The 26617-nt window shown below is 43.7% G+C and carries 27 protein-coding genes; 12 read left to right on the forward strand and 15 right to left on the reverse strand.

Annotated features, from left to right (window positions below):
* Positions 1–23 precede the first annotated feature (23 nt).
* Positions 24–1397, reverse strand: coding sequence for an MATE family efflux transporter (locus ABMY45_RS07875; RefSeq protein WP_349288713.1), 1374 nt, complete (start codon positions 1395–1397; stop codon positions 24–26).
* Positions 1398–1491: 94 nt separating this feature from the next.
* Here ABMY45_RS07875 and ABMY45_RS07880 point away from each other — a divergent pair, with 94 nt between their 5' ends.
* Positions 1492–2364 (forward strand): LysR family transcriptional regulator, encoded by an 873-nt coding sequence (locus ABMY45_RS07880; protein WP_349288714.1) that lies wholly within the window; start codon positions 1492–1494, stop codon positions 2362–2364.
* A 213-nt stretch (positions 2365–2577) separates the two neighbouring features.
* Positions 2578–3087, forward strand: coding sequence for a hypothetical protein (locus ABMY45_RS07885; RefSeq protein WP_102058171.1), 510 nt, complete (start codon positions 2578–2580; stop codon positions 3085–3087).
* Between the two features lie 62 nt (positions 3088–3149).
* Here the strand turns inward: ABMY45_RS07885 and ABMY45_RS07890 are convergent, their stop codons facing one another.
* Together ABMY45_RS07890 and ABMY45_RS07895 are read right to left on the reverse strand one after the other, a co-directional pair.
* Positions 3150–3386, reverse strand: a complete 237-nt coding sequence (locus ABMY45_RS07890; RefSeq protein ID WP_010605577.1) for a helix-hairpin-helix domain-containing protein — start codon at positions 3384–3386, stop codon at positions 3150–3152.
* A 37-nt stretch (positions 3387–3423) separates the two neighbouring features.
* Positions 3424–3843 (reverse strand): nuclear transport factor 2 family protein, encoded by a 420-nt coding sequence (locus ABMY45_RS07895; protein ID WP_010605576.1) that lies wholly within the window; start codon positions 3841–3843, stop codon positions 3424–3426.
* A 570-nt stretch (positions 3844–4413) separates the two neighbouring features.
* Here ABMY45_RS07895 and ABMY45_RS07900 point away from each other — a divergent pair.
* Positions 4414–4905 (forward strand): GNAT family N-acetyltransferase, encoded by a 492-nt coding sequence (locus ABMY45_RS07900; RefSeq protein WP_349288715.1) that lies wholly within the window; start codon positions 4414–4416, stop codon positions 4903–4905.
* A gap of 64 nt (positions 4906–4969) precedes the next feature.
* On the opposite strand, the gene ABMY45_RS07905 is transcribed toward ABMY45_RS07900, so the two are convergent.
* On the reverse strand, positions 4970–5725 hold the full coding sequence (locus ABMY45_RS07905; RefSeq protein ID WP_010605574.1) for a DeoR/GlpR family DNA-binding transcription regulator: 756 nt from the start codon (positions 5723–5725) through the stop codon (positions 4970–4972).
* Between the two features lie 144 nt (positions 5726–5869).
* Here ABMY45_RS07905 and ABMY45_RS07910 point away from each other — a divergent pair, with 144 nt between their 5' ends.
* Both ABMY45_RS07910 and ABMY45_RS07915 read left to right on the forward strand, forming a co-directional pair.
* Positions 5870–6517, forward strand: coding sequence for an HAD-IA family hydrolase (locus ABMY45_RS07910; RefSeq protein WP_239422315.1), 648 nt, complete (start codon positions 5870–5872; stop codon positions 6515–6517).
* Positions 6514–6801 carry a hypothetical protein gene (locus tag ABMY45_RS07915; protein ID WP_019647463.1) on the forward strand — a complete coding sequence of 96 codons (288 nt, stop codon included), beginning with the start codon at positions 6514–6516 and terminating at the stop codon, positions 6799–6801. Before ABMY45_RS07910 ends, ABMY45_RS07915 begins: the two co-directional genes overlap by 4 nt.
* A gap of 136 nt (positions 6802–6937) precedes the next feature.
* Here ABMY45_RS07915 and ABMY45_RS07920 read toward each other — a convergent pair whose 3' ends face one another.
* The 4 genes from ABMY45_RS07920 to ABMY45_RS07935 form a co-directional block, all read right to left on the reverse strand.
* Positions 6938–10099 (reverse strand): EAL domain-containing protein, encoded by a 3162-nt coding sequence (locus ABMY45_RS07920; RefSeq protein ID WP_239422316.1) that lies wholly within the window; start codon positions 10097–10099, stop codon positions 6938–6940.
* Complete coding sequence (locus ABMY45_RS07925; RefSeq protein WP_349288716.1) at positions 10096–11046, reverse strand: cytochrome c peroxidase; 951 nt, start codon at positions 11044–11046, stop codon at positions 10096–10098. The genes ABMY45_RS07920 and ABMY45_RS07925 overlap by 4 nt, the downstream gene beginning before the upstream one ends.
* A 102-nt stretch (positions 11047–11148) precedes the next feature.
* Positions 11149–11721 carry an NAD(P)H-dependent oxidoreductase gene (locus tag ABMY45_RS07930; RefSeq protein ID WP_349288717.1) on the reverse strand — a complete coding sequence of 191 codons (573 nt, stop codon included), beginning with the start codon at positions 11719–11721 and terminating at the stop codon, positions 11149–11151.
* 280 nt (positions 11722–12001) lie between these two features.
* A complete protein-coding gene (locus ABMY45_RS07935) occupies positions 12002–12361 on the reverse strand; it encodes a MerR family transcriptional regulator (RefSeq protein ID WP_102058166.1) in 360 nt (119 codons plus the stop codon).
* 112 nt (positions 12362–12473) lie between these two features.
* Here ABMY45_RS07935 and ABMY45_RS07940 point away from each other — a divergent pair, with 112 nt between their 5' ends.
* From ABMY45_RS07940 to ABMY45_RS07950, 3 genes are all read left to right on the forward strand, one after another.
* On the forward strand, positions 12474–13109 hold the full coding sequence (locus tag ABMY45_RS07940) for a glutathione S-transferase family protein (protein WP_130165607.1): 636 nt from the start codon (positions 12474–12476) through the stop codon (positions 13107–13109).
* A gap of 25 nt (positions 13110–13134) precedes the next feature.
* On the forward strand, positions 13135–13503 hold the full coding sequence (locus ABMY45_RS07945; RefSeq protein WP_010605566.1) for a nuclear transport factor 2 family protein: 369 nt from the start codon (positions 13135–13137) through the stop codon (positions 13501–13503).
* A gap of 146 nt (positions 13504–13649) precedes the next feature.
* Complete coding sequence (locus ABMY45_RS07950; protein WP_010605565.1) at positions 13650–14024, forward strand: PH domain-containing protein; 375 nt, start codon at positions 13650–13652, stop codon at positions 14022–14024.
* Positions 14025–14080: 56 nt separating this feature from the next.
* Here the strand turns inward: ABMY45_RS07950 and ABMY45_RS07955 are convergent, their stop codons facing one another.
* Both ABMY45_RS07955 and ABMY45_RS07960 read right to left on the reverse strand, forming a co-directional pair.
* A complete protein-coding gene (locus ABMY45_RS07955) occupies positions 14081–14308 on the reverse strand; it encodes a hypothetical protein (protein ID WP_239422320.1) in 228 nt (75 codons plus the stop codon).
* Positions 14309–14321: 13 nt separating this feature from the next.
* The gene (locus tag ABMY45_RS07960) at positions 14322–16451 is read right to left on the reverse strand and encodes a winged helix-turn-helix domain-containing protein (protein ID WP_239422321.1); all 2130 of its coding nucleotides are present in this window, start codon (positions 16449–16451) and stop codon (positions 14322–14324) included.
* 315 nt (positions 16452–16766) lie between these two features.
* Between ABMY45_RS07960 and ABMY45_RS07965 the strand changes: the two genes are divergently transcribed.
* From ABMY45_RS07965 to ABMY45_RS07975, 3 genes are all read left to right on the forward strand, one after another.
* Positions 16767–17375: a hypothetical protein gene (locus tag ABMY45_RS07965; RefSeq protein WP_235367134.1), complete on the forward strand. Its 609-nt coding sequence runs from the start codon at positions 16767–16769 to the stop codon at positions 17373–17375.
* Between the two features lie 38 nt (positions 17376–17413).
* A complete protein-coding gene (locus tag ABMY45_RS07970; protein WP_174169137.1) occupies positions 17414–18169 on the forward strand; it encodes a DUF3307 domain-containing protein in 756 nt (251 codons plus the stop codon).
* 613 nt (positions 18170–18782) lie between these two features.
* Complete coding sequence (locus ABMY45_RS07975; protein WP_349288718.1) at positions 18783–20318, forward strand: ATP-binding cassette domain-containing protein; 1536 nt, start codon at positions 18783–18785, stop codon at positions 20316–20318.
* Between the two features lie 129 nt (positions 20319–20447).
* Here ABMY45_RS07975 and ABMY45_RS07980 read toward each other — a convergent pair whose 3' ends face one another.
* From ABMY45_RS07980 to ABMY45_RS07990, 3 genes are read right to left on the reverse strand one after another with little or no spacing between them, the layout of a single operon-like run.
* Positions 20448–21275, reverse strand: coding sequence for a DUF4198 domain-containing protein (locus ABMY45_RS07980; RefSeq protein WP_010605557.1), 828 nt, complete (start codon positions 21273–21275; stop codon positions 20448–20450).
* 2 nt (positions 21276–21277) lie between these two features.
* Positions 21278–22369, reverse strand: a complete 1092-nt coding sequence (locus ABMY45_RS07985) for a PepSY-associated TM helix domain-containing protein (protein WP_010605556.1) — start codon at positions 22367–22369, stop codon at positions 21278–21280.
* Positions 22369–24363, reverse strand: a complete 1995-nt coding sequence (locus ABMY45_RS07990; protein WP_239421599.1) for a ligand-gated channel protein — start codon at positions 24361–24363, stop codon at positions 22369–22371. The genes ABMY45_RS07985 and ABMY45_RS07990 overlap by 1 nt, the downstream gene beginning before the upstream one ends.
* A gap of 122 nt (positions 24364–24485) precedes the next feature.
* On the opposite strand from ABMY45_RS07990, the gene ABMY45_RS07995 reads away from it, so the two are divergent.
* Entirely contained in the window at positions 24486–25421 is a 936-nt protein-coding gene (locus ABMY45_RS07995; RefSeq protein ID WP_102058157.1) for a LysR family transcriptional regulator, read from the forward strand.
* Positions 25422–25433: 12 nt separating this feature from the next.
* Here ABMY45_RS07995 and ABMY45_RS08000 read toward each other — a convergent pair whose 3' ends face one another.
* The gene (locus tag ABMY45_RS08000) at positions 25434–25742 is read right to left on the reverse strand and encodes a cupin domain-containing protein (protein ID WP_102058156.1); all 309 of its coding nucleotides are present in this window, start codon (positions 25740–25742) and stop codon (positions 25434–25436) included.
* A gap of 461 nt (positions 25743–26203) precedes the next feature.
* Positions 26204–26587 carry a VOC family protein gene (locus ABMY45_RS08005; protein WP_102058155.1) on the reverse strand — a complete coding sequence of 128 codons (384 nt, stop codon included), beginning with the start codon at positions 26585–26587 and terminating at the stop codon, positions 26204–26206.
* Positions 26588–26617 lie beyond the last annotated feature (30 nt).

Below are 26617 nucleotides of genomic sequence, written 5' to 3' on the forward strand. Positions count from 1 at the left end.
AAATAAGCGCCTGCAGTATACAACTAAGCGCACTGCTTATCACCTGACGTAGCTTCCATATCTGCATGCTTTAACTGATATAAATCACGCCAAAGCAGAGGGATGATAATAACGGTTAACGTGATGTTTGAGATAGGCACCGCAAGCCACACCCCATCAACACCGAACCAGAAAGGCAATAAATATAAAAACGGCAATTGCACCAACATGTTTCCAAGTGAAATAACCAACGCTTTACCGCCTTTACCTACCGCAACAAAGTACATCGAGGTAAGAAATATAAAACCATCCAAGAATAACGTGGATAGATGCAGCTGCAAACCACGCTCGGCCGCGTTGAGCAAAGCAAAATCCTCACTGAAGAGCCCAAGTACATCCTTCGGAAACAGATAAAACATAGTTACCATCATCACACCAAAACCCAAGCTCACTTTGAGCGCCAGCTTAAACATAGTGTGAATGCGCTGGTAAAGGCCTGCTCCATAATAATAACTGATAGGCGGCTGGACACCATTCGCTACGCCTTCTGCGATAAAATAGTAAATAACGCCAAGGTAACCAACCACAGCGAAGGCCGCCACCTCAACTTCACTGGCAAATATCAGCAACTGCTTGTTATGTAACGCAACGATAAAGCCAAAATACAAAAACATCACCAATCCTGCTGCGCCTTGCTTTAGTATTTCTAGGGCTAGGGGCTGATTAAACGCACCTTTGGGTTTATTTTCTTCACCAGAAGTGAGTAAAAAGTAGAGCGCTGCAAGTGCGACTATCCCTTGTGAAATCAGCGTAGCAAGTGCAGCACCAGGAAGTTGCCATTGCATTTCCACAATCATAAAATAATCGAGCACTATGTTGCCGAGCGCCCCTACAATCAGCAAAGCCGTTGCCATTTCTGGTTTACCATTGTTTCTTAGTAGTAACGGCAACGCACCTGCCGCAATGGTAACCCCAGCTCCCCAGTTCAATACCTGTAAATAGGCCAAACTGGAATGTAAAAGCTCACCCGATGCACCTTGAAGCTCAAGCAAAGTAGGTCCGAATAATACAAGGACAGTCATTGCAACCACAGTCAAGATAGCGATGAGCCAAAAGCTAGTGCCCATCAGCTGCTGCACATCGGTATTGTCGCCAGCGCCACGATAAATCGACAGCAAACTGCCAGATCCCATCCCGATTAAAACGCCAAAACCAATAATGATCCCTATAATGGGCCAAGCAAGGTTTACAGCAGCCAACCCCTGAGCACCAAGGTAGTGACCAATAAAAATACCATCGACGATTTGGTACAATCCATTGACCATCATTGCGACAACGGCAGGGATGGTATAACGCCAAAAAGTGCGGGTAACGTTGGTGTCTTTTGTGGGGGTTTTGCTCGCTGAATCTAACAGCATGATGAAATCCTTAAGCAATAAAAACCGTTATTATCCTTGTAATTGAGATTGGTCAAAGTTAGTATCCATCCGAAATTCGGATAGGTTAATCATTATGCATTGGACACTCGATCAACTTGAAGCCTTTGTTACCGCCGTCAGGTTGGGGTCATTTTCAGCTGCAGCAAGACACTTGGGGAAGGCACAATCTCGGGTCAGCACCGCAATTGCCAATTTGGAAGCCGATCTAGGTTTTGCACTTTTTGACCGCTCCGCCAGACTGCCAATGTTAAATCAAGCTGGCCTCGATCTGTTTAAAGAAGCTGAAGCGGTGCTCATGCAGTGTCAGCGCCTGCAATCAAGAGCCAATTCTCTTAATAGTGGCGAAGAGGTGTCTCTCACTGTTGCCATGGATGAAGCAGTGCCCATCATCGCATTTGAATCATTGTTTGAACGATTAGCTCAGCAATTTCCGCTATTGAAATTAGCCATTATTAATGGTTCCCAAGACGACATTGCACAATGGGTGAGCGCAAAAAGGGCTGAAATAGGCATTTTATTTCACCAAAAACCATTGCCAGAATCGCTGGATTTCACCTCAATTAGCAGCTTTAAACAAATCTTGATCTGCTCCCCTCACCACCCGCTTGCACAACATTCTGCTCCAAGCATTGAGGAGCTAAACCAACATCGGCAGCTCGTTATACGTGACCGCATTGGTAATACTCAGTCACAAGCCATATCTACAAGCCACTGGCATATTGACAGTTACTATTACATCATGGGTTTAGTCATTAGAGGGGTTGGTTGGGCATTAGTACCTGAACATGTTGTCAACACGCCATGGTACATGAACGAACTGGTCGAGCTATCAACCGAACATATTCCTAACCCGCTGGTCGTCGAAATGGGTATCGTGCAACGCAGAGATCAAAGCAAAGGCCCTATCGTGCGATGGCTATACAACGAAACAGCAAGCTTATTTTGACTAAACGTACACTGTCAATTTAAAGCCATATTGGCTCGGCAGAGACTGGCATTTTTTCTACACTGGTGGTTAAATTAACCTGTTTTGGATAAATTACCTTTTAGCAAACGCCAGTAACAAAAGTTCACATTTACATAGTAGAGTGGAATTAATACTGAGAACAAATATAGGAGCACGTAGTCTTAGCATTTAAGACCGCAGTTAGGATACATTATGTTTGATAAAAATACGCTTATTGAAGCTTACGAAAACGTTTTAATTACACTTATTAAAAGGCGCATCAACGAACTAAAATTTTATGTAAATCAAAGCGCTTATTCTCATATGTCGTTATCTGTTGAGTTTTGGCATTACGATGTAAATTGGAATATCTATAGCCTGCCAGAAAGCCGTTTTGAACAACATAAAAACGTTGCCTCAGACGAGTTTATCATCTTATCTGACTTTGAAGATGACTGCGCAGAAGTCAGTAAACTGAGAGACATTTTCGAGAGCTGGGAAGATATAGAACTCGTTGAAGACGAGGACGAGAATATGGACCTGTTGTTCAAGCTTTCTCATGAAGCACTCGCCAAGGCGCTATGCGGAAACGCAGTAAAACCACTATTGTTAGACATCTTTGCTGAAAATAAGGCATTAAAAAACAAACCGCTTAACGAGCTTATCAAAGTAGAAGATCCGGACGGACGTTTCGACCTCAACTTTGTAGAAGCTGTTGCTTAGTAAGCCTAGATAATATGTTTTCCAGACTACTTTGAATAAGCCCCGTAAAGGGGCTTTACACGCTAGTTCATCTTACGTGCTTTCGTGATTGCAGCTTGAATGGCAGCTTTTGCCTGCGGGCTGTTTTTCCAACAAGTTGTTTGCAACATAGAAGCGACCCGCTCAGCTATTTCTTCAACTTCATAAGTCGCAAGTTCACTCAAACTGCAAATACCGATTTCTTCAAAACGCTTTATTACCGTAGGGCCGACTCCTTTGAGGGCGAGTAAGGTGTTCTTTTCACTTTCAGAGAAAACCATAGATCAGCTATCCTTTTCTTTATCAAAACAGTCAACATTAGCGCGATAATATTGAAATCCTATCACTATCTTGGCTTGAGAAGTCTGGATCAACGTAAATATGCATTCTTGTGATCAAGTTATCAGAGAATTCGAACACACTACAAAAACGGCCAGATGAAATTTGATTATCAGGCCAGTGCGTCCCATCACGCATCACACCGCCTTCGCGCCCTTCAACAACAACTGTTTTTCCAGACACAATGAAATTAAAATGCGCAATATCGTGCCAAATGCTGTTGAGTGAGCTGCCAATTTTATCGCCAAACTCAAGTAATGCTTGCTTACCAACAGCGTCACCAAACTTTGGAAAAAAGAAAGTCACTTCATCATGAAATAGGTCTAAATAGCTTGAATCTCCAACATCAATCTTTTTAAAGTACTCAGTCACCAATTCAATTAAGGTATTTTTATCCATCGTTTTTTCTTCCTAATCCTTTGCAATTAATTTGTAATCTCACTCTCTTTATTAGGGCAAACAAAATAAAAACAATATAGGTAACCTGAACTTAGATATTTTAGTAACTTAACTAACCTGAGGTTTGGATAAGGAATGTTCCAACTCATTGTTGCTAAAGCACAACTTAGTTTTCTCCTTATCTAGCCAGAGAGTTTTAGGGAAAACAAGGCGAATTTACGCACCAATAGCTGGCTATTGGAAGTGAATTCAACGCAGTTAGCGCTAAAACTGGCTGCTAGAAAGGCATTAATTATCCGCAGCTCAGGTTAACTAACTTCTTATCCCGAGTTCAGGTTAGGTAATCTCAGTTGAAGAATTTGCGGTGCAAGGCTTGAAGTTAGTATTGTGCATTCCTCGTCTATAAAATAATTAACGTTATTTAATGCAATCAAAATACGCAAAATAACATCAAATGGCGACAACCAGCCCCAGCTTGCTTTTCTCTACACAAAGCACGCATTGTATACCTCGAAAGGGAATGGTAACTTATTGATGAATTTACGTTTAAATCTATTGAAAGGGAGTCCGATGTTCAAGCTAAGACCGTTCCAAGCCAATGATGTTGACAATATGGTCGTGATTTTGAACGATTCCGATGTCGTTCGGTATTTATCAACAAAAATTCCGCAACCTTACACCGAGCAGGATGCCATGTGGTGGGTAAATGAAGGCAGTAAACACGGCTATGTCCGAGCGATTTGCGATGGTCAGCAGCTTATCGGCTGTATAGGTGTTACCCCTGGCGAATTTGAATATGAGCGCTCTGGCGAAATAGGCTATTGGCTTGCAAAAAGCCATTGGCGCAAGGGAATTACTCATAAAGCCATTTTGCACATTACCTCAGAGGTATTTAGCGAGACCAATATTGAACGGATCTTTGCCGCCGTATTTGACGACAATCATGCATCAATGAAGCTACTAGAGAAGTCAGGTTTTGAGCAAGAAGCGGTGTTAAAACGCGCTATATTTAAAAATGAGCGTTTCTACAACAATCACATTTTTGCCTTATTAAAGCCTTAAAGGGGCGGTTGCTTAGTTCAACCGTAAGTAGGCTACTCAAGCAACCCAGTAGCTCCGTATTAACCTAGACCAAAGTAAGCGCTATCTCTAGCGACTCAATCTGCTTTTTTAAGCTTGGATTGATTTCTTCATCGGTAATAATTGTGTCAATTTCGTTAGCTGTAACAATCTGATAAGTAGCGACTTTATCTAGTTTATGACTCGGTCCCATAATCACAGTGTGATCGCTCTGACGAATAGTAGCAGAAAGGATCTCCGCTTCTTCTATATAGCTCGCGCTAAAACCGTGGTGAATATGGAACGAGCAAATCCCCATAAAAACAATATCAAAACGGATCCGTTTCACCATTTCGATCGCCGTCATGCCTACCACCCGCATCGCAGGTTTAAACATAGGACCGCCTAACACAATCACATCCACCAATGAATGGTAGGCCAGCTCTTTGGCGATTAGCGGACAACCCGTAACCACAGTCAACGGCATATTTTTAGGTAAGTGTTGTGCTAAATAACGGCACGTCTCGCCAGAATCAATTACTATCGTTTGTCCAGGCACGAGCATCGCTAAGGCAGGTTCAATATAACGAATTTTACTGGTATCGGGCTTATCTAAACGCTCGATATAGTCAGGAGTATTATCCTGCAGCGCTAAAGCGCCACCATGAACACGCCGCAGGAGCTTAAGCTCAGCCAGTTTGTTTAAATCCCGACGGATTGTGTCTTCGCTCACATCAAGTGTTTGCGCCAAGGACACTGAGGTGATCCGCCCTTGTAAATTAAGCTGATCGAGAATGAATTGATGACGTTCTGCCAATAGCATTGCATGTTCCTGCATGTTTTTGCGTAATTTTACTTGAAAAAGATCGAGATACAAGCGTATTATTTGCACACACATGCACGATAAAGCCGATTTAATATCAACAAACGCCTGTTTATGCATGAAATATTATCATAAGGAGTAAAAATGGCACTTAATTCACTCAACCTGAACCATTATCAGGGATTGATATTCGATATGGATGGCACACTTGTTGATTCTGAAGTTGCAGTACGACAGGCCGTCGCGCCTTGGTGTGAGAAACATCATGTCGATTTAGAAATGGTATTAACTACGGGCAGAGGTGCACGTTTCAAAGACTTTATAGAACAATTTACTCCGCATTTAGATAGCCTGCATGAAGTTGAGCTGTTGGAACAAGCAGAAGCCGACCTTGCCCATACCGTCACAGCCATTCCTGGAGCTAAATCGTTTTTAAGCGAAATAAAAGCACAGCAACGCAAGTGGGCCGTTGCAACTTCTGCAAATCGTCACAATGCAGTTGCACGACTCACCACAGCAGGTTTACCTATTCCTGAAATATTAATTACCGCAGATGATGTTGGGCAAGGTAAGCCTCACCCTGAGCCATTTTTATTGGCGGCCAAACGACTGGGAGTGGCAACCTCTAAATGTCTTGCATTTGAAGACTCAGATCAAGGGGTGAGATCCGCACTTAGCGCTGGCTGTGAGGTAGTCGTAGTTAACCGTTTTTGCACCATTCAACATGACCATATTGTTGCCCGTATCAATCACTATCAGGATATCTACTTATCAGAGGAAGTAAGCGAATGAAAACATGGCTGACAGGCTTTTATCAAACGAAAGATACCTACTGGGATTTCGCCGGTGTGTTCTTCGGCGGTATCGGTTTTATCGCATTATTCGGCCAGCTACTTAGCGAACTTGAGCGCCAAGGCCCAACCAACTTGTCCTTTACGTTTTTAATCGGGTATGTATTGGTGTTTAGTTTTTGGCTGATGTATGGGCTGAGATTTCAGCGAATGGCAATCATTGTTACTAATGTACTTTGCCTACTTTTACAGATCTTAATTTTACTAACTGCGATTTTGCGTTGAGTAGTTGGCAAAGCTAAACAGCTTTGCCAACCCATTTAGAACGGATTGCCATTTGATTGGGAACCCATTCACGGGCCCAGAAATCAGCTCTAATTGGATCACAACACCCCATACTGCAATTTAACAGCCACACACTTCAATCCAACCACAGTTTGGGAGGTATTCGCTCCGATGCAATGGCAAATTGCTCAACCCAGTCGATTAATCCTTCAATCGCCATTGGTTTGGCATAAAAGTATCCTTGTACATACTGACAACCAAGGTCTTTTAAGCAATCTAGTTGTCCTTGTTGTTCTACGCCTTCGGCTATCACTTTGAGCGATAAACTCTCCGCCATAGACAAAATCGCGTTGACCAAAACGGCAGCATCTTGGTTTTGATCTATATCTTGAATAAAACCTCGGTCGATCTTTAATATATTGATGGGGAAGCGTTTAAGATAGCTAAGAGAAGAATAGCCAGTGCCAAAATCGTCAATTGCTAAGTTGACCCCCGTTGCCCGCAGGCTTTGCAGCCAAGCAGTTACGGCTTTATCATCTTCAAGTAAGATGCTTTCTGTGATTTCAAGCGTTAGATTTTCTGGAAGAAAGCCTGATTGCTGTATGATTTGTTTAATGGTAGTGGCGTTAAAGCCAAGTCGATATTGCTGACTCGAGACATTTACCGTCAAATAACAATTCATGCCAAGTGCTTTATTTAATCTGCGAATATCATTACATGCCTTAGCAAGTAACCACTCACCAAGAGGAGCAATAAGACCGCTTTCTTCAGCGACAGGAATAAATTCAGCAGGAGAAATATACTGGCCGAAATCAGTTGGCCAGCGCATGAGCGCCTCGACACCATATAATTTACCCGACACCGTATCGACAATAGGTTGGTAATGTACGGTTAAGCGCTGATGTTCAAGCGCAGCTCGGAGCAGCTGCTCCAGCTCAACTCGACGATTCACCTGTTGCTGCATTTCTTGCGCAAAAAAGTGATACTGATTGCGCCCCGCCTCTTTTGCTTTATACATGGCTAAATCGGCAAGTCGTAATAACTCTTTTTGATCTTTTGCATCACTTGGTAAAATCGCGATCCCGATGCTTGCCCCGGTAAATACCTCAAAGCCGTTGATCACAAATGGTTCGCTCAGTGCTTTGACAATTTTATCGGCTACTTGAGCAGCATGATCCGGATGCGCAATTTGGCTCAATAACAATACAAATTCATCTCCCCCAAAGCGGCTCAAGGTATCGCTTTTACGCAGCAGGCCGTTTAAGCGCTTAGCTACGGAGATAAGTAAGGCATCTCCGGCCTCGTGACCCATGGTGTCATTGACACGCTTAAACCTATCTAAATCAATAAATAACACTGCACTTTGATGATGAGTACGGCTCATGCGTTTAATATCTTGCTCAATGCGCTCAAGTAATAGCGTTCTATTCGGCAGTCCGGTCAACACATCGTAATAGGCTTGATATTCAATCTGCTCTTCTTGCGCTTTGCGCTCGGTCATATCAGACAATATAGCAACGTATTGCTGCACCAGCCCTTTGTCATCATGCACGACACTGATTGCTAGCCACTCTGGATATAAAGTACCGTCTTTACGCTTGTTCCAGATCTCACTTGCCCACTGTCCGTGCGAGTTGAGGGTGCTCCACATCTGCTCATAAAAATGTTTGTCATGCTTACCTGAACTTAAAATATTAGGTCGTTGACCGAGCACTTCATGTTCTTCGTATCCAGTAATTTTGGTGAAAGCTGGATTGACCGCGGTGATCTCAAGTTTTGCGTTGGTGGTCATGATCCCTTCTTGCGTTGCATTAAATACCGCCGCTGCGGTTTTAAGCTGTGCACTTGCGCTTTTTTGTGCAGTGATATCTTCTTTGATCGCAATAAAGTTAATGATTTCCCCTTGCTGGTTTTTAATCGGGGAAATAGACGCGTACTCCCAATAGTAATCTCCAGACTTACGGCGATTGTAAAACTCACCACGCCAGACTTTGCCTTGTTTGATGGTTTGCCACAGCGTTTTGTAGTCGGTAAATCCTTGTTTGGAGCCTAGTACTTTGGGTGTTTGTCCTTTCACATCCTCAAGTGAATACCCAGTAACTTGTTCAAACTTAGGGTTAACGTATTCAATGCGAGCACGAGGATCGGTGATCACAATAGAAGAGGGGCTTTGCTCAATGGCATGGCCCCACTTGCGAAGCTCTTCTTCCGCTTGTTTAAAAAGGGAAACATTAACACTCACAAACACTTGGCCATTGTTGTGTGTATTCGTTTGTTTTACCTGTAACCAAGCGCCAGATTCGGTTTGATGCAAATTGGCGTCGGAGTTAAAAATTTCTCCAAACTGCTGCTGCCACTCTTCTAACTTGCGTGGCATTTTTTCGCTATCGGCAATTGCAAAATGATTACGCCAAGCACTGTTACAGAGCAGCAAATTGCCACTGCGACTAAAAAGAGCAAAGCCTTCGGTTAAACGCGCAACGGCATCAGACAAAGTTTGGCTGGTGCTCAGAATTTTATTTTTGGCCACATAAAGTCGGTTTGCAAACACAATCAAGAGCAAAAATAGCACAATGGTCAGCAGTAAGAGTAATTCACTTTGATGCTTGGTTTTTTCTATGGTTTCACTGTGGTGCTGGCTATATGCCGCGTAAAGTGCTGAAAAAGCTTGGTCACTCGGCAAAGACAAAAAGCGTTGTTTTGCCTTTTTTAATTCTGCACTGTTAGCAAGGGCAACATTAAAATGCTGATAGATAAGCTGCTCTAAGCTACTTTCAGAGTTGATGGTCATTAAAGGCTCTGCGACAAATTCGTAGAGCTGACCCAACATTAAATTAGCAAGCATTCTATTGGCGTGGGTTGCCAGTTCGGGCTCACTCTGCTCCAGCTCGATTAGCAACTCGGGAAGATAAAGCAGGCTATTTTTAATATTTGCCGCCGCAGTTTTAATGGACTCGACTTGCAATACTTTATTACTGAGTAGCCGACGATAAGCATCAAATTGCTGTCGAATGTCAGGCGTGGCTTCTGCAAATAATGCATCTCGCTGTGGTGTATTCAAAGCATCAATTGCATGCGCTAATTGCGCTAACTCATCATATTGATTGAGCTGTGCACTAAGCATTTGTAACACCGCGGCATCCAGTTTGGCATCAATACTTTTGGCTTCAAAGAGCAGGGTAACTCGTGCTTGGTGTGTTTGACTGCTGAGCTCTTGCTGCGAGTAAAAATACGCAAAAAGCGCAATTGGCGCGCACAGCAGTAACGCTTGCACACCAATGAAGGCCTTATTCTTCATTCGTGGTTTTCCAAATCCATTTCGTGGTGATGTCCTGCTAGACTGTCAATAAAGGCAACTAGCTGGTTTATATCGGAGTCTGAGATATTGCGACCAAGTTGGTATTTGGCCATGGTCGCAACGGCGGATTCTAGGCTGCTATGACTAGCATCGTGAAAAAAGTATGCTTGTTTGCTAGCAAGTCGCAAGCTCGGTACTTTGAACACAAAGCGATCTTGCTCGTTGCCGGTAACGTTAAAACGGCCATAATCCGCTTTTTGAATTGGTGTATTTCTATCGCCAAAATAATCACCAAAGGTGCCCATTTTGGCAAACATATTGCCACCAACATTGCGTCCTTGATGACAACTAATGCAACCATACCGTTTAAATAACTCATAACCGGCAATAGCCGACTTAGGCAGTTTTACGCTTTTATCTTTAAGCCATAAATCGAACGGCGCATTAAGCGTGATTAACGACCCTTCAAAAGTCGCTATTGCGTCTTTTACCGTGTGTTTCGTTGCTCCCTGCGAGTACACTCTAGTAAATTGCGCGACCAGCGTTTTATCTTGATTTAACTTGGCAACGACTTCTGGCCACGTCATATCATGCTCTTTTGGGTTTAAGATGGGTGAGTCGATTTGATCATAAAGCGCTTGCGCACGGCCATCCCACGCTTGACGAATATTTAAAGCCGCATTGTAAACAGTTGGAGTTTTTAGCTCACCGAGTGCGCCATTAACACCACTGGAAAGGGGCTTTACATCCGCGCCATGAGTGAGTAATTGATGACATGACGCACAGCTGACTTGGTTTCCTCGGGAAAGCCGCCTATCAAAAAAAAGTGATCTGCCCAAGCTAACTTTATCGGCATCAAGCCCTATTGCAGGCTCAAGTGGCAGAATTGGCTCATTTGCAGCTCCCAATAATGGAAACGCAAAAAGTAATAAACTCCAAATTCGCATACACTCCGCCCAAGTTGCCATCTTGGTGTAAAAGATAGCAACATTCGGCATTGCAAATTTTGATTTAAAATAAGCTTAGCAATAGAAGTTATGTGTTTTTATTCACTCACCCCGCACGGCTAGACTTGTCACTTCACTCAGCCAGTTATCAATTACCTCAGGAGTTGCTAAGTGCGCAGGGCCAAATAGCGTATGTTGAGTTGGCTCTATACCACAAAATCCTAGTGTCCCATGTTCTAGTTGAGCCATAAGCCCAGCAGCAACTTCTTCCAAATAAGTTTGCGGCGTGTCTGAGGTGAGAATGACTCTTGCGGTTTTATGCGGTAGAAGCTTTTCAATTTCAGTGCCGGCCTCACTGTATTTAAAAGCAAAGCCTGGAAGTAATGCTCTATCTATTAGCCCTTTGAGCTTGGCTGGTAACGCCAACCACCAAATTGGGCTTACTATCACAATGTGCTGCGCCCACAGTAAGTTCTCTTGGAATTGCTTAAGGCATGGCTCTAATGGTTGGCTCGCTTCATAACCATACATCAAATTGATTTCAAAGTGCATCTCACTAAGATCCATTCTGCGTACTTGATGTTGGGTGTTTGCAGCTTGCTCATAACTTGTGGTGATAGCGTGGCACAGGCCTTTGGTTTTGGGGTTACCGTTTAGTAGCAGTATTTTTTTCATCGTCGTTTCCTTATCACATGACTGAGAAACGAGTGTACTGTCTCCCCTTAACGGGAGAGTCAAGTTACTCTACCTGAGACTAGGATAACCTGAGCTGCGGATAATTAATGCCTTTCTAGCAGCCAGTTTTAGCGCTAACTGCGTTAAATTCACTTCCAATAGCCAGCTATTGGTGCGTAAATTCGCCTTGTTTTCCCTAAATCTTGCTGGCTAGACAAGGAAAAAACTAAGTTGTGCTTTAGCAACAATGAGTTGGAACATTCCTTATCCAAACCTCAGGTTAGGATAGTTTTATCTGTGGACATTCATCAAGTGATGCGATGCAATGTTCAATACGTTGTATTTTTTGCTGAAGCTGCGCAACTTGCTCTATGCAGGATGCTTTGAGTTCGACTAAAAATGTGTTGATTTCGACCCAGTTGACTTGCCGCCCTTTAATTTCAATCACTTGCTGTAATTGCTTAATCGACACACCGAGCGATTTTGCTTCTTTTATTAATAACAGCAGATCGACATCTACTTGAGAATAGACGCGATATTTACCAACACGCTCCGGGGTAGGAATAAGCCCTTTCTCTTCATAAAAGCGAATGGCCTTGACTGACAGCCCAGTTTGCTTCGACAGCTTGCCAATATACATTTTTGATTCTCCCAGCTAAAAGCAAAATAACGGTTTACAGCCTCCATAAAAGTTGCAACCATCTAATACCAATTGCACGCTAACAAAAAGTATCGTCAAGGAATAGCAAAAGATGTATCAGTTGTTTTACTACCCTCGTAATGCCAGTTGGGCACCACATCTCGTACTTGAGCACCTACAACTAGAAAAAGAACTGCTCTTGATCGATAGAAAAACGCAACAACAAAAGTCTGCGACCTATTTAGAACTCAATCCAACAGGGCGGATCCCGACATTGGTCGACGGTGACCAAATCATCTTCGAGAGTGCAGCAATTTGTTTGCATTTATGCGAAAAGCACCCTGAAGGAAAACTTATCCCAGCACCAGCAACCCCACAGAGAGCCACGTTTTATCAGTGGCTTTTTTATTTAACCACGACGGTTCAGCCAGAACTCATGTTGTATTTCTATCCTGAAAAATATCAGCTGTCACCAGAGAGCAGCAAGACCATGTTTCAAGCCGCTGAGCAACGAGTCAGCGACATGTTTGCACTTATCGACAAGCAGTTAGCAACAAACACCTACTTAGTTGGTGAACATCTCACGCTTTGTGATTATTATTTATTTATGCTGGCCCATTGGGCAAGTGGGTTTAATACTGCGCCAAAAGACTATGCACATTTGGGCCGATTTATGCGAATGATGGCACAGCAAAAAGTGGTAAAAAGAGTGTGCGAAATTGAACAAACCGATCTAAATTTTTATTAGCATCCATTACACCAAGGAGGAAAAAATGGAAACCTTAGTGAAAAACTATATCTCTGCCTACAATCATTTTGATATTCCGGGAATGCTAGCTCAGCTCACGGATGATGTCGTGTTTGAGAATCTTGCCAATGGTGAAATTACAACGCGTACAACCAGTAAAATGGAATTTGCAGAATTAGCAAATCAGTCTGCTAAGTTATTTTCAGAACGCAATCAATCTTTAACCGCTGCCACGCAAGACAATGATCTGTTTATTGTTCATGTGACCTACAAAGCTAAATTAGCCCAAGACTTAGCCAATGGCATGAAAGCAGGACAAAGCATCTCCTTGCAGGGCCGCTCAGAGTTTGCATTTCGCGATGGAAAAATTTGTTTGATAAGAGATATAAGCTAACTCCTTACTCCAAACTCAGGTTATTTATTTGGCAAAATCAGCGCGCTTTTCTATGCTGGTTTTGCACTTTCATCATTAATTCATTTCGACCTAAGCACTATCTTGAGATCAGCCTAAGACGAATTGAAATAAAACGGAGAACAACAATGGGACTATTAAGTGGTCTGCTCGGTAATGCAAGCGAAGTAGACAGTAGCGAAGTAGATAAGTTATTAGCAGATACATTAATTGCTGGAGAAGAAGTTGCACAAGCTTACAAGGTGATCCGCGACTTGTTTATTTTTACCAACAAGCGTCTAATTTTAATCGACAAGCAAGGCATGACGGGCAGCAAAGTAGAAATGCTCAGCATTCCGTATAGCAAAATCACAAAATACAGCAAAGAATCTGCGGGTCACTTCGACCTTGATGCGGAATTAAAAATCTGGATTGGCTCAGACCCAACACCAATTAGTAAAGAATTTAAAGCGGGCGACAATATCAACCAAGTATATCAGATCATTTCACAATATTGTTTATAGCCGCGCTTGCTGTAAAAAGGCACATGCGTGTTGTGCCTTTCTTTTCAGTAAGTAAATTAAGTTGGTTTTCGTTCTGCACGCAGGCAAAAAACCACAGAAAAGAGCAAGGAAACAAATACTTGATTCCAAAAGTTAGAGACAAAGGGATCAGCTACAAACTGAGATGCAATATGCCAAATACTGAGGTTTAGCAGAAAACCAAGTACAAACCCATAGCCTTTGTATTGTGCGAGCAATAGCCCTAGCTCTTGCCTAAAACGCTGATATTGAGCTAATTTGCTCATTTTGATACTCCAGTTATTGATTCGCAACCGTAAGCTCTACCACTTCTTTCTTGGCCGATATTCGATTTATCAAAAGCACATCGTTGTCGTTAATGTCGGTGAGATAGTCGACACTGGTAGGCACTTCGCCGAGTATGGTAAACGACGTTTTGTCTAAATCATAGGACCAAAGTTGATTGTCTTCATTGACGCCATATATCCCATTGCCGCGCATTACAAAAGATTTTCCTCTGCCGCCTTGATTGTTTAGTGCACTGATCCGCTGAGGTTCAACAGCGCCTATTTGCCAAAACTGATCAAGTCTATCCTTATACACAACTTTACCGTGTTCACTTTCAAGTGCCCACAGCACAGGTTGCTGCGTCAATATTTGAAACGATTGTTGAGCAAAATCATAAGCAGCTAACTTCATTTCTCCCTTTACCCTAATCTGTGTTAGTGCACGTTGTGTTGCACTTTTCCATTGATATAAGCGTAAAACAGGGTAGGCGTGCGGGTAAGATGTCAAGCTACCATCTAAAGCAATTTGTGTCAGTACACCACTGGCACTGACCAATATGCTTTGGCCATCCTCAGCCCAGTGGATCCCGCGAATAAAAGTATCTAACGGGAAGTTAGTCAGTTGTCGCGTGTTATTGCCATCGCTTAGCCACACCTGTTCAGTACCTGAACGCTCCGACCAAAATGCCACTAAGTCTCCATCAGGCTGAAAAACAGCCTGATCTTCACCAAGGTTGGTTCGTGCAAAGCTGGTGTATGTTTGAGCGCCTTGTGCTAACTGTGTCAGTGGTAATTTTACGATATCACCGTCGTAAGGTCCTTTGATCATCAGTATACTTTTGCCATCAGGGCGAAATTCAGGCTGCCTCATTCGATCCGAAAACGGCAATTGAATTTTACTCACAAGCCCTTCATACGTCAGACTAAATAGCTGACGTCCGGTACTAAAAATCAATTGCTGATTGAGTGGGTCAAAACTTGGGTAGATATCGTGAAATTTAGTAATTTCCGGCGGCCGCTGGATCTGATGACTAGAGAGCAACTCACCGTCAGGTTTTAGCATATCGATATAATGTAGGCCATCGGCATGAATACTACTGACCGCGATTAAATCATCTTGAGGAGAATAGGCGTAATCAATCAACGTCCCCTCTTCTACGATATAAAGATCGACACCGCTGTCGTCGTCAATGGAGTAATTGATCAGCTTCCAGCGCTCGCCTTGTTTTTGCTTCAATACCACATTGCCATCGTTCAGCCAGATAGGCTTATCAACCACCGAGTTTTTACACTGGAGAATAACTTTTGGCTGCTGAGGGCTTTCCAATGCCTTAGTAAAATCGAGAGTTACAAGGTCGTAGCAGCGCTTTTGTGTAACTGGTTCGCCACTACAAGCGTCGGTGGCCAAAAACAGCAACTGCTCACCATCTTTTGAGAAACTATGCCTGCCGTATGCTCCAAAGCGCTCTGTGAGCAGGATCTCTTGTTGGGTATCCGCCTTTTTTGCCCATATCTTATTATCGCAAAACTTATTTAAATAGCGGTGAAAAACAATGTACTGACCATCTGGGGAATAGCTTGCATCAAATTCTTTGTCGTCTGTTGCGGTCAATGAGCGCAAAGTATCAAAGAACAGTGGTGAAGGTTTTTTGGTGGAAAAATATTGATAGCCAATAGCCCCAAGCAAAATAGTGAAGGCGAGTAAAACAAACACATAAAGGTGTTTATTCCGACTTTGAGTGAGGTGTTTATCTTGTTGCATTTCAGGTTCAGGGGCTGGCATCACCTCAAGTTGCGGCTCAGTATTCGTCAACTCGTTCGTTTGCCCCTCCCAACGTACTTCACACTCTAAGCTATACCCCTTTTTAGCGTGCGTTTGGATATAACCTTGCACCTTACCATCGTCCCCAAGCGCCTTTCTCAATTGCGCAATACTACGCTGCAAAGTATTAGGAGAGACCACCGTATCTGGCCATACTGTATCGAGCAAGGTATCGAGGCTCATCACTTTGCCTTGATTCTGAGCCAAGCAAGTGAGCACCGCCAGAGCCTTTGGTGCAAGCGTTTGACATTCACCTTGGTGTGAAATCTGGTTACGTGATAAATCGACAAAAAAATCACCAACCCAATATTGTTCTACCATAAATCCCCAGTATGCCTAGCGCACGCGCTAACAATGCCAATTATTATAATTATCAGTATAAGGACAAACAGGGTAAAAATAAACAAAATCAAAAACTTAAGATTTAGCGACCTGTAAGCTTAAGGACAGTTAATAAACGTCTATTTCTCACATATGCGGGAGCTTTGTCTACCTCCATACCTGCGTTCGCTTTGGTAAAATACTACCAAAGCGAACAAACCTTAGCGACTGCTTGCTTTTTATCCAGCTTCATACCAAAATCAATGTAACCAATATTAGTTACTTACTTAAATGTAACCAAATTAAGTTACCTTTATGATATCAATACCTCAAGGTGCGGTGATCACAGCAGACATTGTCGGCTCACAGTCGCTGTCACAACTACAACTTACAAGGCTGCAAAGCGAGTTAAAGGATTACTTAGCTGAAATAGCGACTGCGGAGCAGGGCTATTATAGTTTTTACCGCGGCGACGGCTTTCAGCTTGTGTTGCCAGATGCTACGAAACTGTTCAATGTGGCATTACAGCTACGGTTGTTTTTAATTAGCCGACATAGCGATGCCAGACTCAGCCTTGCGGTCGGTGAAGTTAATATCACAGCAGCAGATTTATCAACCGCGACAGGTGCTGCGCTGGTACTTGCGGGCCGAGGATTGGACGCAATTGGACAAGCAAGACTCAGGTATAACAATGACAGTAATGCCCACTTTGCACTAAATCTGGCATTTGTGGATTTATTACTTTCGAACTTAACCCAAAAACAAGCAGAGGCCGCTTTTATTCATATTTCACACCCTAAGTTGAGCCATGCCGATATTGCAAAACAACTCAACACCAGTCGGGTGAACGTAACTAAATTACTCAATAGCGCACACTACGCTTTATTAGATCAATTTTTAGCAATTGCACGCTCACACCAATAGTCGAATGCTCAACACTTAAATATCACGAGGTGGACTTAATGAACGAATGGCAAGTATTGTTATTGTGGTTAGTAATAGGTCACACAATCACTGACTTTTACCTCCAACCTATGAGCTGGGTGCATGACAGAAATACCCGTCACTATAAGTCCATCAAGTTGTTGTGGCATAGTGTCGCGCATGGCGGGGCTGCACTTGCAATCATCCTACTTTGGCAGTCGACTTTGTTTTGGGGAGCACAGTGGAATGCGCTGCTCTTTGCGCTAGCGGTAGGTATTAGCCACTATTGTATCGACTTAGCTAAATCCTATTCTAGCAAAGGCGTTATTCCTTTTGTGCTAGACCAATGTGCACATATTGCCATATTAGTGGCCGTCACTTGGCACATTGCTGAGCCTGAAATTGCGCTCAGTGCCTTTGCAAAGCCTTTTGCTAATGTCCAGCTGCTAATATTGGTTGTGGGCTATTTAATGGTATTGCATCCTGCATCGATATTCACCAGCATGCTGCTTGAGCGTTGGCAACTCAATAATTCAGCTCTTGATAGCCTGCCGCAAGCAGGAAGTTTAATTGGTCAACTTGAACGTGTATTACTACTGAGCTGCATGTTACTGGATAGCTGGGCTGCTATCGGCTTTATTCTCGCCGCTAAATCGGTATTTCGCTTTGGCGATCTAACCCAAAGCCAAGACAGAAAGCTCACCGAATACGTGATGTTGGGCACGCTTGTCAGTGTGTTGCTGGCCCTTGTGGTCGGCGTTTTAATCAAACCATTTATGCCTATTCAATTGTGATTTAATCAATTACGTGCCTTGACATTTAATCTAGGGCCTGTGTATCTTTCAAGTTTGTTTTTGCAGCAGTTTGATTGGTATTTATACAAGTCAGAGCCTGCGTAGCATAGTTATTCTATGTGAGTCAGGCGATAAAGACTTTGTGCTCCTGCAAAGTCACCTTACCCCACATCCTTGTGGGGCAACACAGTAGAAATGCTAATCAAGCGCTGCCCTTTGGGTTCACCTGAGTGCGCTTTGTTCATTGTTGCTCAACTTTTGCCTAGATTACTAGGCGGCAAGTCGAGCGTCGCGACCAAAACACACTCAGGAGAACAAAAGTCAAACAGCAAAGATCAACAGGCCCTTGTGCCTGCAAAATAAACGTAGGCACGATTTATCGCTAATTATTTGCCTCTATTCGTTTTATTACCTCATTAGGAGTTGCCATCACAATGAATAACTAAGCCCTTTGTAACTGACGAACTTATTATTAATTTCCAGTGCAAGGCTTATGGTTATCTTTGAGGCTTCTCAGACCAATCTATAGACTCTCATTTTCTATTTTACTTTTTACCGCTTTTACGAGTCTTTGTGCCTTTAGCCTTTTGCACTGCTGCAACTAGGAGCAGTAATGATGCCTTGGATACAAGTAAAGCAAGCAAACTTGACGCTTGCAAATGGTCAATGTTTATTTAGCGATGTCGACTTAACAATAGAGCGGCAATTTATTGCGATAACGGGCCCAAATGGGGCGGGCAAATCACACTTACTCAAAGTCTTATCCGGTGAACAGCCTCTAACCTCGGGCGAGCGACAAAGCCATGGAAAATGCTTCTATCTCCCACAAGATGAGACTAACCGCTTTACAACCGTTTCTGAACTACTCGGGCTTAAAGAGAAGCTAGTAGCACTGCATCGAGCCCATCAGGGGTTAGCCTCTGAGCACGATTTTGACTTAATCTCAGATGATTGGCAGTTAGAATCAAGTTGGCAAGCAACACTTGCACCGCTAGAACTCACTTTGGAAACCCCCTTTACAAGGCTTAGTCCAGGAGAGCGAATGCGTGTTTATATTGAGATACTACAATCTCAGCCTGCAATCCTATTACTGGATGAGCCGAGTAACCACATGGACAGCGTCAATAAGCACTGGCTAGCTGAGCAGCTAAAGCACCACAAACATTGTGTGGTTGCCGTCACACACGATCCTATTTTATTGGATGCAGCCGACCATATACTGCACATAAAACAGGGGGAGCTAACTCATCACTCGCTTGGATTTGACGCCTTCAGAGAGACACTCCTTCAAACTCAAGCTCGACAAAAACAACAACATTTGGCAAATCGCGCAGCACAAAAAGCACTTAAACAAGCCATGATTGCAGCGGATCTGCAACATCAACGGCAGGCCAGTAAAGGAAAAGCACAAGTGCGCGCTGGTAGCCAAAGTAAACTGGTTACTGACTTTAAGTCAGACAGAGGAAGTAAGCGTCATGCCGGACAAACCCATAAAATTCAGCAAGCTCAAGATAGGGTTAAGAAAAATGCAGTTTACTATCGAGAAGACAAACAGCAGTTTCATTTTAATTCAGCTCTGCGAGCGAAAGAAAAGATCCGCTTATGCGAAGCCGAATTGTGCTTTGGACCAGAAAAGACAGTGAACCTTTTTGCGGATACAACACAAAAGCTCAGGATAATTGGAGAAAATGGCATCGGAAAATCGACCTTGCTTAAAACCCTTGCAGGTAAGCTAGAGTTAAAGCGCGGAGAAATCCAGCGCCCTACAACATCTGTTTACTTAGACCAGCACTGCGCTTGGCTTGAACAGGGCCCTTGCGTTTTAGACATTGCCGAGCGCTTACTTGACACGCCACATCAAAATATAATCACCAGTTTTGCAAGCGTTGGTCTGAGTCTAGATAAGATTTCAGGACCTATCACGAGTCTCAGTGGTGGTGAGAGAATGAAAGCGGCCATCGTGCTGGCCGTGCAAACGCAAGGCTTTTTACTGCTTGACGAACCAGATAACCATCTCGACCTTGAAGCACAAGAAGAGCTTGCTGCCATGCTCAATCAGCTTCCTTGTGGATTTATACTGGTCTCTCACAATGAGTATTTTTGCAGTCAGCTTACCAACATAAAAGTTCTACCGCTGCGTGATCAATAGTCATAGAAGGAAGAAAAGGGGGAGGAAGGAACGCCTCCCCCTTTGGGCACTTAGTGGCGTCTCTGTTATGACCACTAAATTAAATGGGCTGAGACGACTGCACGTCTCAAACCACATGGGGACGATGGGTTAAAGCGGTAATACCTCAAGGGTAGTGACATAGCTGCCGGCACGCTTTGTGGCGGGTGCTTGTGCTTTGTCGTCTTCATATTCCACTTCAAACCAATACATGCCTGGCTCAGATAGTGTTAGCGTCACTTCACCTTTGGCATTCGTTGTATATTTGCTTGGTTGACTGTTATCACGGTACTTTTCATCCTGACGTACCACTATCACTTCTGCACCCTTGGCAGGTTCACCATCCATCGTATACTGCAAGGTAATTGGTTCACCGGTGTACAAATCATTAGGGTGAGTAACCGGGTTTAGTTCTAGCCCTTTGCCGGTTGGCTTAAGCGCGGTATTATTTGGTGCGCCCAAAGTTACAAATACTTCTAATCGTCTTGCAACGTCGGTCACACTTAAATCTTTTGCCGTTTTTGGTACTTCTTTGTTAAAGGCTTCTACTGAGCCAACTTTGCCGCGTCCTGGCCAGTAATGCTTTTCACCGTTTTCATCAGTCCAGCGCGCCACCAGCGAGCGACTTTGATTAAACACTTTGTAAGTGCCTTGCTGATTGAGCTCAATGTCAAACACACTGCGATACTTAAGTTTTGCGGCGTTCTTAAGCTCAACCTTGCTACCAGAAGGAGACAGTGCAGATAGGCGCTCTAGTGGATAAGCATAATGATCTGGGTTAAAGATCCCGTTGGCGATGGCAGCATCAAACGTGATCCATTCGCTGTCACCAGATACCACGGTGGTACTTGGCTTTATCCATACTCGGTGTGCTTCACTTAACGGGCTATATGCGGCTAAGGCAACTAAGACACCAGAAACTAACGTTGAAATTTTCACGATTAAGGCTCCATTGTTAAAATTGTTGTAGCGAGTTCCGATTTACCTTCTGCAATCACAGTGACAGGTGCAGTGATAGGTAAGGTCACTGGCAGTTTCAATACTTCACGACCTCCAAGCTCACGAGCAGCCTCTACAAACAGCGTGTACTCACCCGCAGGTAAGGCTTTAAACTCATCGCGCCAAGGGGTTAAATCAATCTTTGCCGTACCAGGACGCCTTGTAGCACCAGTCACGCCATCCACAGGCATGGATAGGCTACGACCGCTTCTACGCCACCAAAGGCGTAAGTCTTTTAACCACTTTTCACCCTCTTTATCGGCCATGTTAACGTCATACCAAACGGCAATATCGGCAACTCGCTGTTGTTTGCTGTCTGCCAGCCATACTGCTACATAAGGTGGGTGATATTCCGCAACGTTTAAGCGCGGGATAGTGATTTCAACTTCATCAGCTTTAGCGTGCGCGGGTACCATCAGCACTAAAACAGGTAATACAAAGCCTGCTGCTACGAGCGGCCAAGTCGACTTTCTTCCTCGAGAATGCTTGTATAAAAGCCATAACCCTGTGAGTGAAAACACTACACAAGCTACTGAAAACACATCAATAAACATACGCCATGCAAATCCTGTATTACGTCCTTTGTGAAGATCGTTAAGGTATGATACCCAACCACGATCCGTGATCTCTTGATAAAACTCACCGCTATCAAGGGCGATGCTAAACCAGCCATCGCCACCAGCTCTTGGCAGCGCAACATACAATTCGTACTCACTCCACTGCACTTGCTGTAGTGCAGGTAACGCCGAGCCTGTGTGTGACTGATACCAAGATTGAAAGCTGTGTGGCAGCGCTGTTTGCTCTGCCGCCGCGTTAAGCTGGGTCAACAGAGCGCTTGGCAGCACCGCTTCTTTAGCATATGTAGTAGGTGCAGCTTCTATCTGGCTTGCGTGATTTAAGGTGATCCCAGTCACGGCAAACAGCAGCATTCCCACCAAACACACGGCAGAGCTCATCCAATGCCAAGTGCGCCAATCAAACAGCTTTTTAAGTCGCCGATTCGACGACTTAGCCGCTGAGCGAGCTCGTGTCATTAAAAGCTCCACGCCAATGAAGCCCAATAGCGACGACCATCTTCAAAGTAGCCGTATTCTGCTTCAGTAATTTCTTCATCGAAGAGGTTGTAAATCCCAAATCCAAGCTTAGTTGCTTCGTTCAGTTGATAATTTGCACCTAAATCAGTTAGGTTATACGAAGGTGCGACCAAGCTACTTTGCGAAGGCCCTGTTACAGGCTGGCTTTCTTCACCACGATAATGGAAGCGTAACCACGTGCTCAGCTCATCAGAATACTGATAATTAAGCGAAGTTTGGAACAGATGTTTAGGTAACTGGTTTAACGGGCTACCAGCATACACTCCGGTTTTTTGCTCCGAATCTGTGTAGGTATAGTTTGCGTTAAGCTTTAGTTTTTCCGTCAATTGACCCGAGAAGCTAATTTCACCACCTTGGGTTACGGCTTCATCAACGTTGACATAGGTTGTCGGTAACGAGCCAAACTCGTTAGGGCCGTCCGTGCATTGAGTTAGTGGGCACGAAACCCGTGAAATTTTATCGTCAAACTCGTTATAGAATACCGTTGCTGAGGTGCTGATCCCTTTAGCAAGCTCAACGTATACACCTACCTCGTAATTAATTGAGGTTTCAGGGCTTAACTCTGGATTACCATAAATATTGCCACCACGACTCACTTGGCCCCACGCCGCAGTACTTTGACGCAAGTTCGGCGCTCTAAAGCCGGTTGAGATCCCACCTTTAACCGTCACCGCCTCTGATGCAGTATAAACACCGTATAAGCGCGGGCTAACGTGGCCGCCAAAGTTACCGTCTTTGTCGTAGCGTAGGCCCATAGTCAGGGCAAATGGCTCAACGATGCGCCACTCATCCTCAGCAAATACCGACCACTGATCGTTGTCGACTTGCTGCAAATCACTAATACGGTTACTGGTTTTGTCGGTCAAATCTTCATTAAGATAGGCAACACCGATTGAGCTAGTATGAGACTCGCCAAGCGGTAACGTCCAAAGAGACTGGAAGTCTACGTTTTTGACCGTCATCTCGCGGGATTTATTATCAAACTCTTCATGTTTTAGGTAACTACGAGAGCTACCAAATGACCAATAACCGTTATGCGTCAAAGAGATTGACTCACTATCGTATTCGGTTGTAGTGGACTCAGGACAACCACGGCGGCCACACGGCTCACCTGGCGCAAGCGGTGCTACCGTTTTACCTAGCGTTGCATCAAGCGTTTGTGAAGCAATACCATAATCCAATAACCATTCGTGTTCATCTGATGGTGTATAGGCCAGTTTTACCTTCAGCGTATCTGCATCGCGATCTCTAAAGCCAGACACGATTTCGTCTTCATCTCTGTGCGTAGTTTGACCGTAAATTTGTACCCCTAAGGTATCTTTGATTAGCGAGCCTGCTGCAAAGAAATTAGCCTGATAAATATCACCTGAGCGACTGTTTTCTTGGCTGGTGGCGTCAACTCTGACTTCTCCATGCCACTCGTCAGGCGTTTTTTTAGTGATAATGTTAATTACGCCGCCAATTGCATCAGAGCCATACAGCGAAGACATAGGCCCGCGTACAACTTCGATACGTTCGATGGCAGCAACAGGAGGCGTCCATGCACCTTCAACACCTGGACCGTCACTATTTGGCCGAGTCTCACGCGAACTTTGTCTTTGCCCGTCGACTAAGATAAGCGTGTACTGACTGCCCATGCCGCGAAGGCTAATATCTTCCCTGTCTCCGCCTCCAGTTACTACAACTCCGGGAACATCTGTCATGGCATCGGTAAGGTCTCGATAAAAGCGCTGCTGTAGCTCCTCTTGGTTGATAACGCTAACAGACGCCGGCGCATTTTTTAGCAGTTGCTCAAATCCAGAAGCGGATACGACGATCACTTCCATCTCTTCTTTTATTTCTGATTTTGCATCACTTTGTGCAAGTGAGGAAAAAGGCAGGGCAGCTGCAACAGCTAAAGAGAGTGGCGCCAAACTACGACAGGCCATCAACATCGAGAAACCTCCATGATAGAATACAAGATAAATAACAATTATTTTCATTTGTAATGTTATGATGATTGCGTATTTTGGAGCAATGCGATTTTTCTTAAAGGTATTTTAAGCAAGGCTTAACAATGAATCAAAAATTGACTCGCGGACTTAAAGTGTTCGCCAAAACAGTAGAAGCGGGCAGTATGAGCAAAGCCGCTGACTTATTGCACATGACCACCTCAGCCGTTAGCCAGCAGATCAGTAAATTAGAGCAAGACATAGGCCTAAGTTTATTTAATCGTAATACTCGCAGCCTAACACTCACTGAAGCTGGTACTATCTATTACAAGTCCGCGATACAAATACTGCAAACCGCAGAACAGGCAGAGCATGAACTTGAGTTATTACAACATACGCCATCTGGCATATTGAAGATTTCTGCCCCCATCGGGTTTGGAGGAGGGCTACTCAGTATGCCACTGCGCTATTTGAGTGAACAGTTTCCACAAATAAAAGTCGATTTGATCCTGACTGACGAGCCCATTGACATCATTACTGAAGGTGTCGACTTGGCTATCTGTATAGGCCCTTTACAGGACTCAAACCTCATTGCTCGTCATCTTGCTGACTGGCAACTTATCCCCTGCGTTAGTTGCCACCATCCATTGGCACAACTCAATATATCGCACCCAGAAAGCTTAGCGCCTCACGCTTTGATTGGTCATTCGAGTAGCAAACAAAACCCCTATCATTTGAGCCATCAACAAACTCATCAGCAAGTGGCGCTGCCAACAGCACGTTTTATGGTGAATAATATGCAGGCTTGCATTCAGCTCACGCTAGATGGCATCGGCTATGGTGTTTTACCTGAACCAGAAATTAGGCACCACCTTTCATCAGGTAGACTAAAAAGATTGTGTACTGAGTGGTCATTAAGAGAATATAGTGTTTATGCCGTGACGCCACACCGCAATACTGTTGCAGCAAAAACAACCGCTGCAATTGAAAGCCTAAAAGAGTGGTTTACCCAAGTTTCCAACGACAGCCAAGTCTTTGTTGGCGACTTTAGTTTTATTTAACCTAAGTTTTGATTAGTAAAAAATAGCAAGCCAAATAGTTGGCTCTAAAGTGTCTGTGTAGCTTACTTTGTGCTTTTGGTGTGCGGGAATGTTAAGGCTATCACCCGCTTTTAAGGTTATCGTTTTACCGTCACCAAAGATTAGTTCAGCGCAGCCCTGCAACACCAGCACCCACTCGTTTTCATCTTGGTCATAATATCCAGAGCTAGGAGAGGTATGGCCGTTTGATACTATCCGTTCAATACGAATATTTGAATGAGAAAGTACCGTCTCAAAAACTTCTTCAGTTAAATCAGCAGGAATATCTTTTAGAAAGTTCATAAGCTTGAAACTAGGGCCTAGCAATTAGTCAAGGATAGAGAAATAATTTGCCGCAACAAGCACATCCATTTATCTAGTAGCGGCAAATTGGGAGAATGGTACAACTTGATCGATAGAAATGTTCAATACATCGCTCTCAATCTTTCAAAACAATCCATCAGGCGATTAGTGATACCAATTGAATTAATTCTCTAATCAATTTGAAGGGTGAAATAGCATATTAGCTTCGTTAAAAATTTCTCATTTAGAACAACTAAATAGAAAAATTTTTGCCTTGCTACTAAAGCTATTTCCCCGCTTCAAGATAGATCATTTACTTAATACAACTGGTATGAAAACCACCCAACTTTAGCGACTCCACTCGGACCTCTTGCCTAGCTGTACAGTCGCCATTAAAGTTACATAATTTAACAATATTTGTAAAATATAATTTAACATTAAATGAATGAGTTTGGAGTTTTCTAAAATCCCTTGAGTTCCACACGCCAAGGAGGGTCTAATCGATTTTCACCAGCCCAGTACAATTTTATCTTATTTCCTGCAGGATCAAACAGTATCGCTTCTCGCCACAGGTAGCGCTGTTCAGTCGGGAGCTGCTCAAATAAAATACCTCGAGTCTCTAGCTCTGAGACCCACTCATCTAACTGTTCATGTTCAAAGTAAATAACTGCACCATTGCTGATAGGGGGCACTTCTAGCGACAAGGAGAAGGTTGCATTACCTTCAGGACATTCAAATCGAGCATAATGCGGCGTATCAACAATTTGAGTAAAGCCGAGCGTTCGATAGAATTGACAAGCTGCAGTCATATCATCGACAGGCAGCGTAACTTGATTGAGGTTCATGATTGTTTTTCTTACTACAGTGCACTTTTT

It is taken from the genome of Pseudoalteromonas sp. XMcav11-Q (assembly GCF_040104525.1).
GTDB lineage: Bacteria > Pseudomonadota > Gammaproteobacteria > Enterobacterales > Alteromonadaceae > Pseudoalteromonas.

Bases quoted from the DNA above. Each gene is read 5' to 3' on its own strand.
- ABMY45_RS07875 (WP_349288713.1), bottom strand. From the start codon at position 1,397: ATGCTGTTAGATTCAGCGAGCAAAACCCCCACAAAAGACACCAACGTT.
- ABMY45_RS07880 (WP_349288714.1), top strand. From the start codon at position 1,492: ATGCATTGGACACTCGATCAACTTGAAGCCTTTGTTACCGCCGTCAGG.
- ABMY45_RS07885 (WP_102058171.1), top strand. From the start codon at position 2,578: ATGTTTGATAAAAATACGCTTATTGAAGCTTACGAAAACGTTTTAATT.
- ABMY45_RS07890 (WP_010605577.1), bottom strand. From the start codon at position 3,386: ATGGTTTTCTCTGAAAGTGAAAAGAACACCTTACTCGCCCTCAAAGGA.
- ABMY45_RS07895 (WP_010605576.1), bottom strand. From the start codon at position 3,843: ATGGATAAAAATACCTTAATTGAATTGGTGACTGAGTACTTTAAAAAG.
- ABMY45_RS07900 (WP_349288715.1), top strand. From the start codon at position 4,414: ATGTTCAAGCTAAGACCGTTCCAAGCCAATGATGTTGACAATATGGTC.
- ABMY45_RS07905 (WP_010605574.1), bottom strand. From the start codon at position 5,725: ATGCTATTGGCAGAACGTCATCAATTCATTCTCGATCAGCTTAATTTA.
- ABMY45_RS07910 (WP_239422315.1), top strand. From the start codon at position 5,870: ATGGCACTTAATTCACTCAACCTGAACCATTATCAGGGATTGATATTC.
- ABMY45_RS07915 (WP_019647463.1), top strand. From the start codon at position 6,514: ATGAAAACATGGCTGACAGGCTTTTATCAAACGAAAGATACCTACTGG.
- ABMY45_RS07920 (WP_239422316.1), bottom strand. From the start codon at position 10,099: ATGAAGAATAAGGCCTTCATTGGTGTGCAAGCGTTACTGCTGTGCGCG.
- ABMY45_RS07925 (WP_349288716.1), bottom strand. From the start codon at position 11,046: ATGCGAATTTGGAGTTTATTACTTTTTGCGTTTCCATTATTGGGAGCT.
- ABMY45_RS07930 (WP_349288717.1), bottom strand. From the start codon at position 11,721: ATGAAAAAAATACTGCTACTAAACGGTAACCCCAAAACCAAAGGCCTG.
- ABMY45_RS07935 (WP_102058166.1), bottom strand. From the start codon at position 12,361: ATGTATATTGGCAAGCTGTCGAAGCAAACTGGGCTGTCAGTCAAGGCC.
- ABMY45_RS07940 (WP_130165607.1), top strand. From the start codon at position 12,474: ATGTATCAGTTGTTTTACTACCCTCGTAATGCCAGTTGGGCACCACAT.
- ABMY45_RS07945 (WP_010605566.1), top strand. From the start codon at position 13,135: ATGGAAACCTTAGTGAAAAACTATATCTCTGCCTACAATCATTTTGAT.
- ABMY45_RS07950 (WP_010605565.1), top strand. From the start codon at position 13,650: ATGGGACTATTAAGTGGTCTGCTCGGTAATGCAAGCGAAGTAGACAGT.
- ABMY45_RS07955 (WP_239422320.1), bottom strand. From the start codon at position 14,308: ATGAGCAAATTAGCTCAATATCAGCGTTTTAGGCAAGAGCTAGGGCTA.
- ABMY45_RS07960 (WP_239422321.1), bottom strand. From the start codon at position 16,451: ATGGTAGAACAATATTGGGTTGGTGATTTTTTTGTCGATTTATCACGT.
- ABMY45_RS07965 (WP_235367134.1), top strand. From the start codon at position 16,767: ATGATATCAATACCTCAAGGTGCGGTGATCACAGCAGACATTGTCGGC.
- ABMY45_RS07970 (WP_174169137.1), top strand. From the start codon at position 17,414: ATGAACGAATGGCAAGTATTGTTATTGTGGTTAGTAATAGGTCACACA.
- ABMY45_RS07975 (WP_349288718.1), top strand. From the start codon at position 18,783: ATGATGCCTTGGATACAAGTAAAGCAAGCAAACTTGACGCTTGCAAAT.
- ABMY45_RS07985 (WP_010605556.1), bottom strand. From the start codon at position 22,369: ATGACACGAGCTCGCTCAGCGGCTAAGTCGTCGAATCGGCGACTTAAA.
- ABMY45_RS07990 (WP_239421599.1), bottom strand. From the start codon at position 24,363: ATGTTGATGGCCTGTCGTAGTTTGGCGCCACTCTCTTTAGCTGTTGCA.
- ABMY45_RS07995 (WP_102058157.1), top strand. From the start codon at position 24,486: ATGAATCAAAAATTGACTCGCGGACTTAAAGTGTTCGCCAAAACAGTA.
- ABMY45_RS08000 (WP_102058156.1), bottom strand. From the start codon at position 25,742: ATGAACTTTCTAAAAGATATTCCTGCTGATTTAACTGAAGAAGTTTTT.
- ABMY45_RS08005 (WP_102058155.1), bottom strand. From the start codon at position 26,587: ATGAACCTCAATCAAGTTACGCTGCCTGTCGATGATATGACTGCAGCT.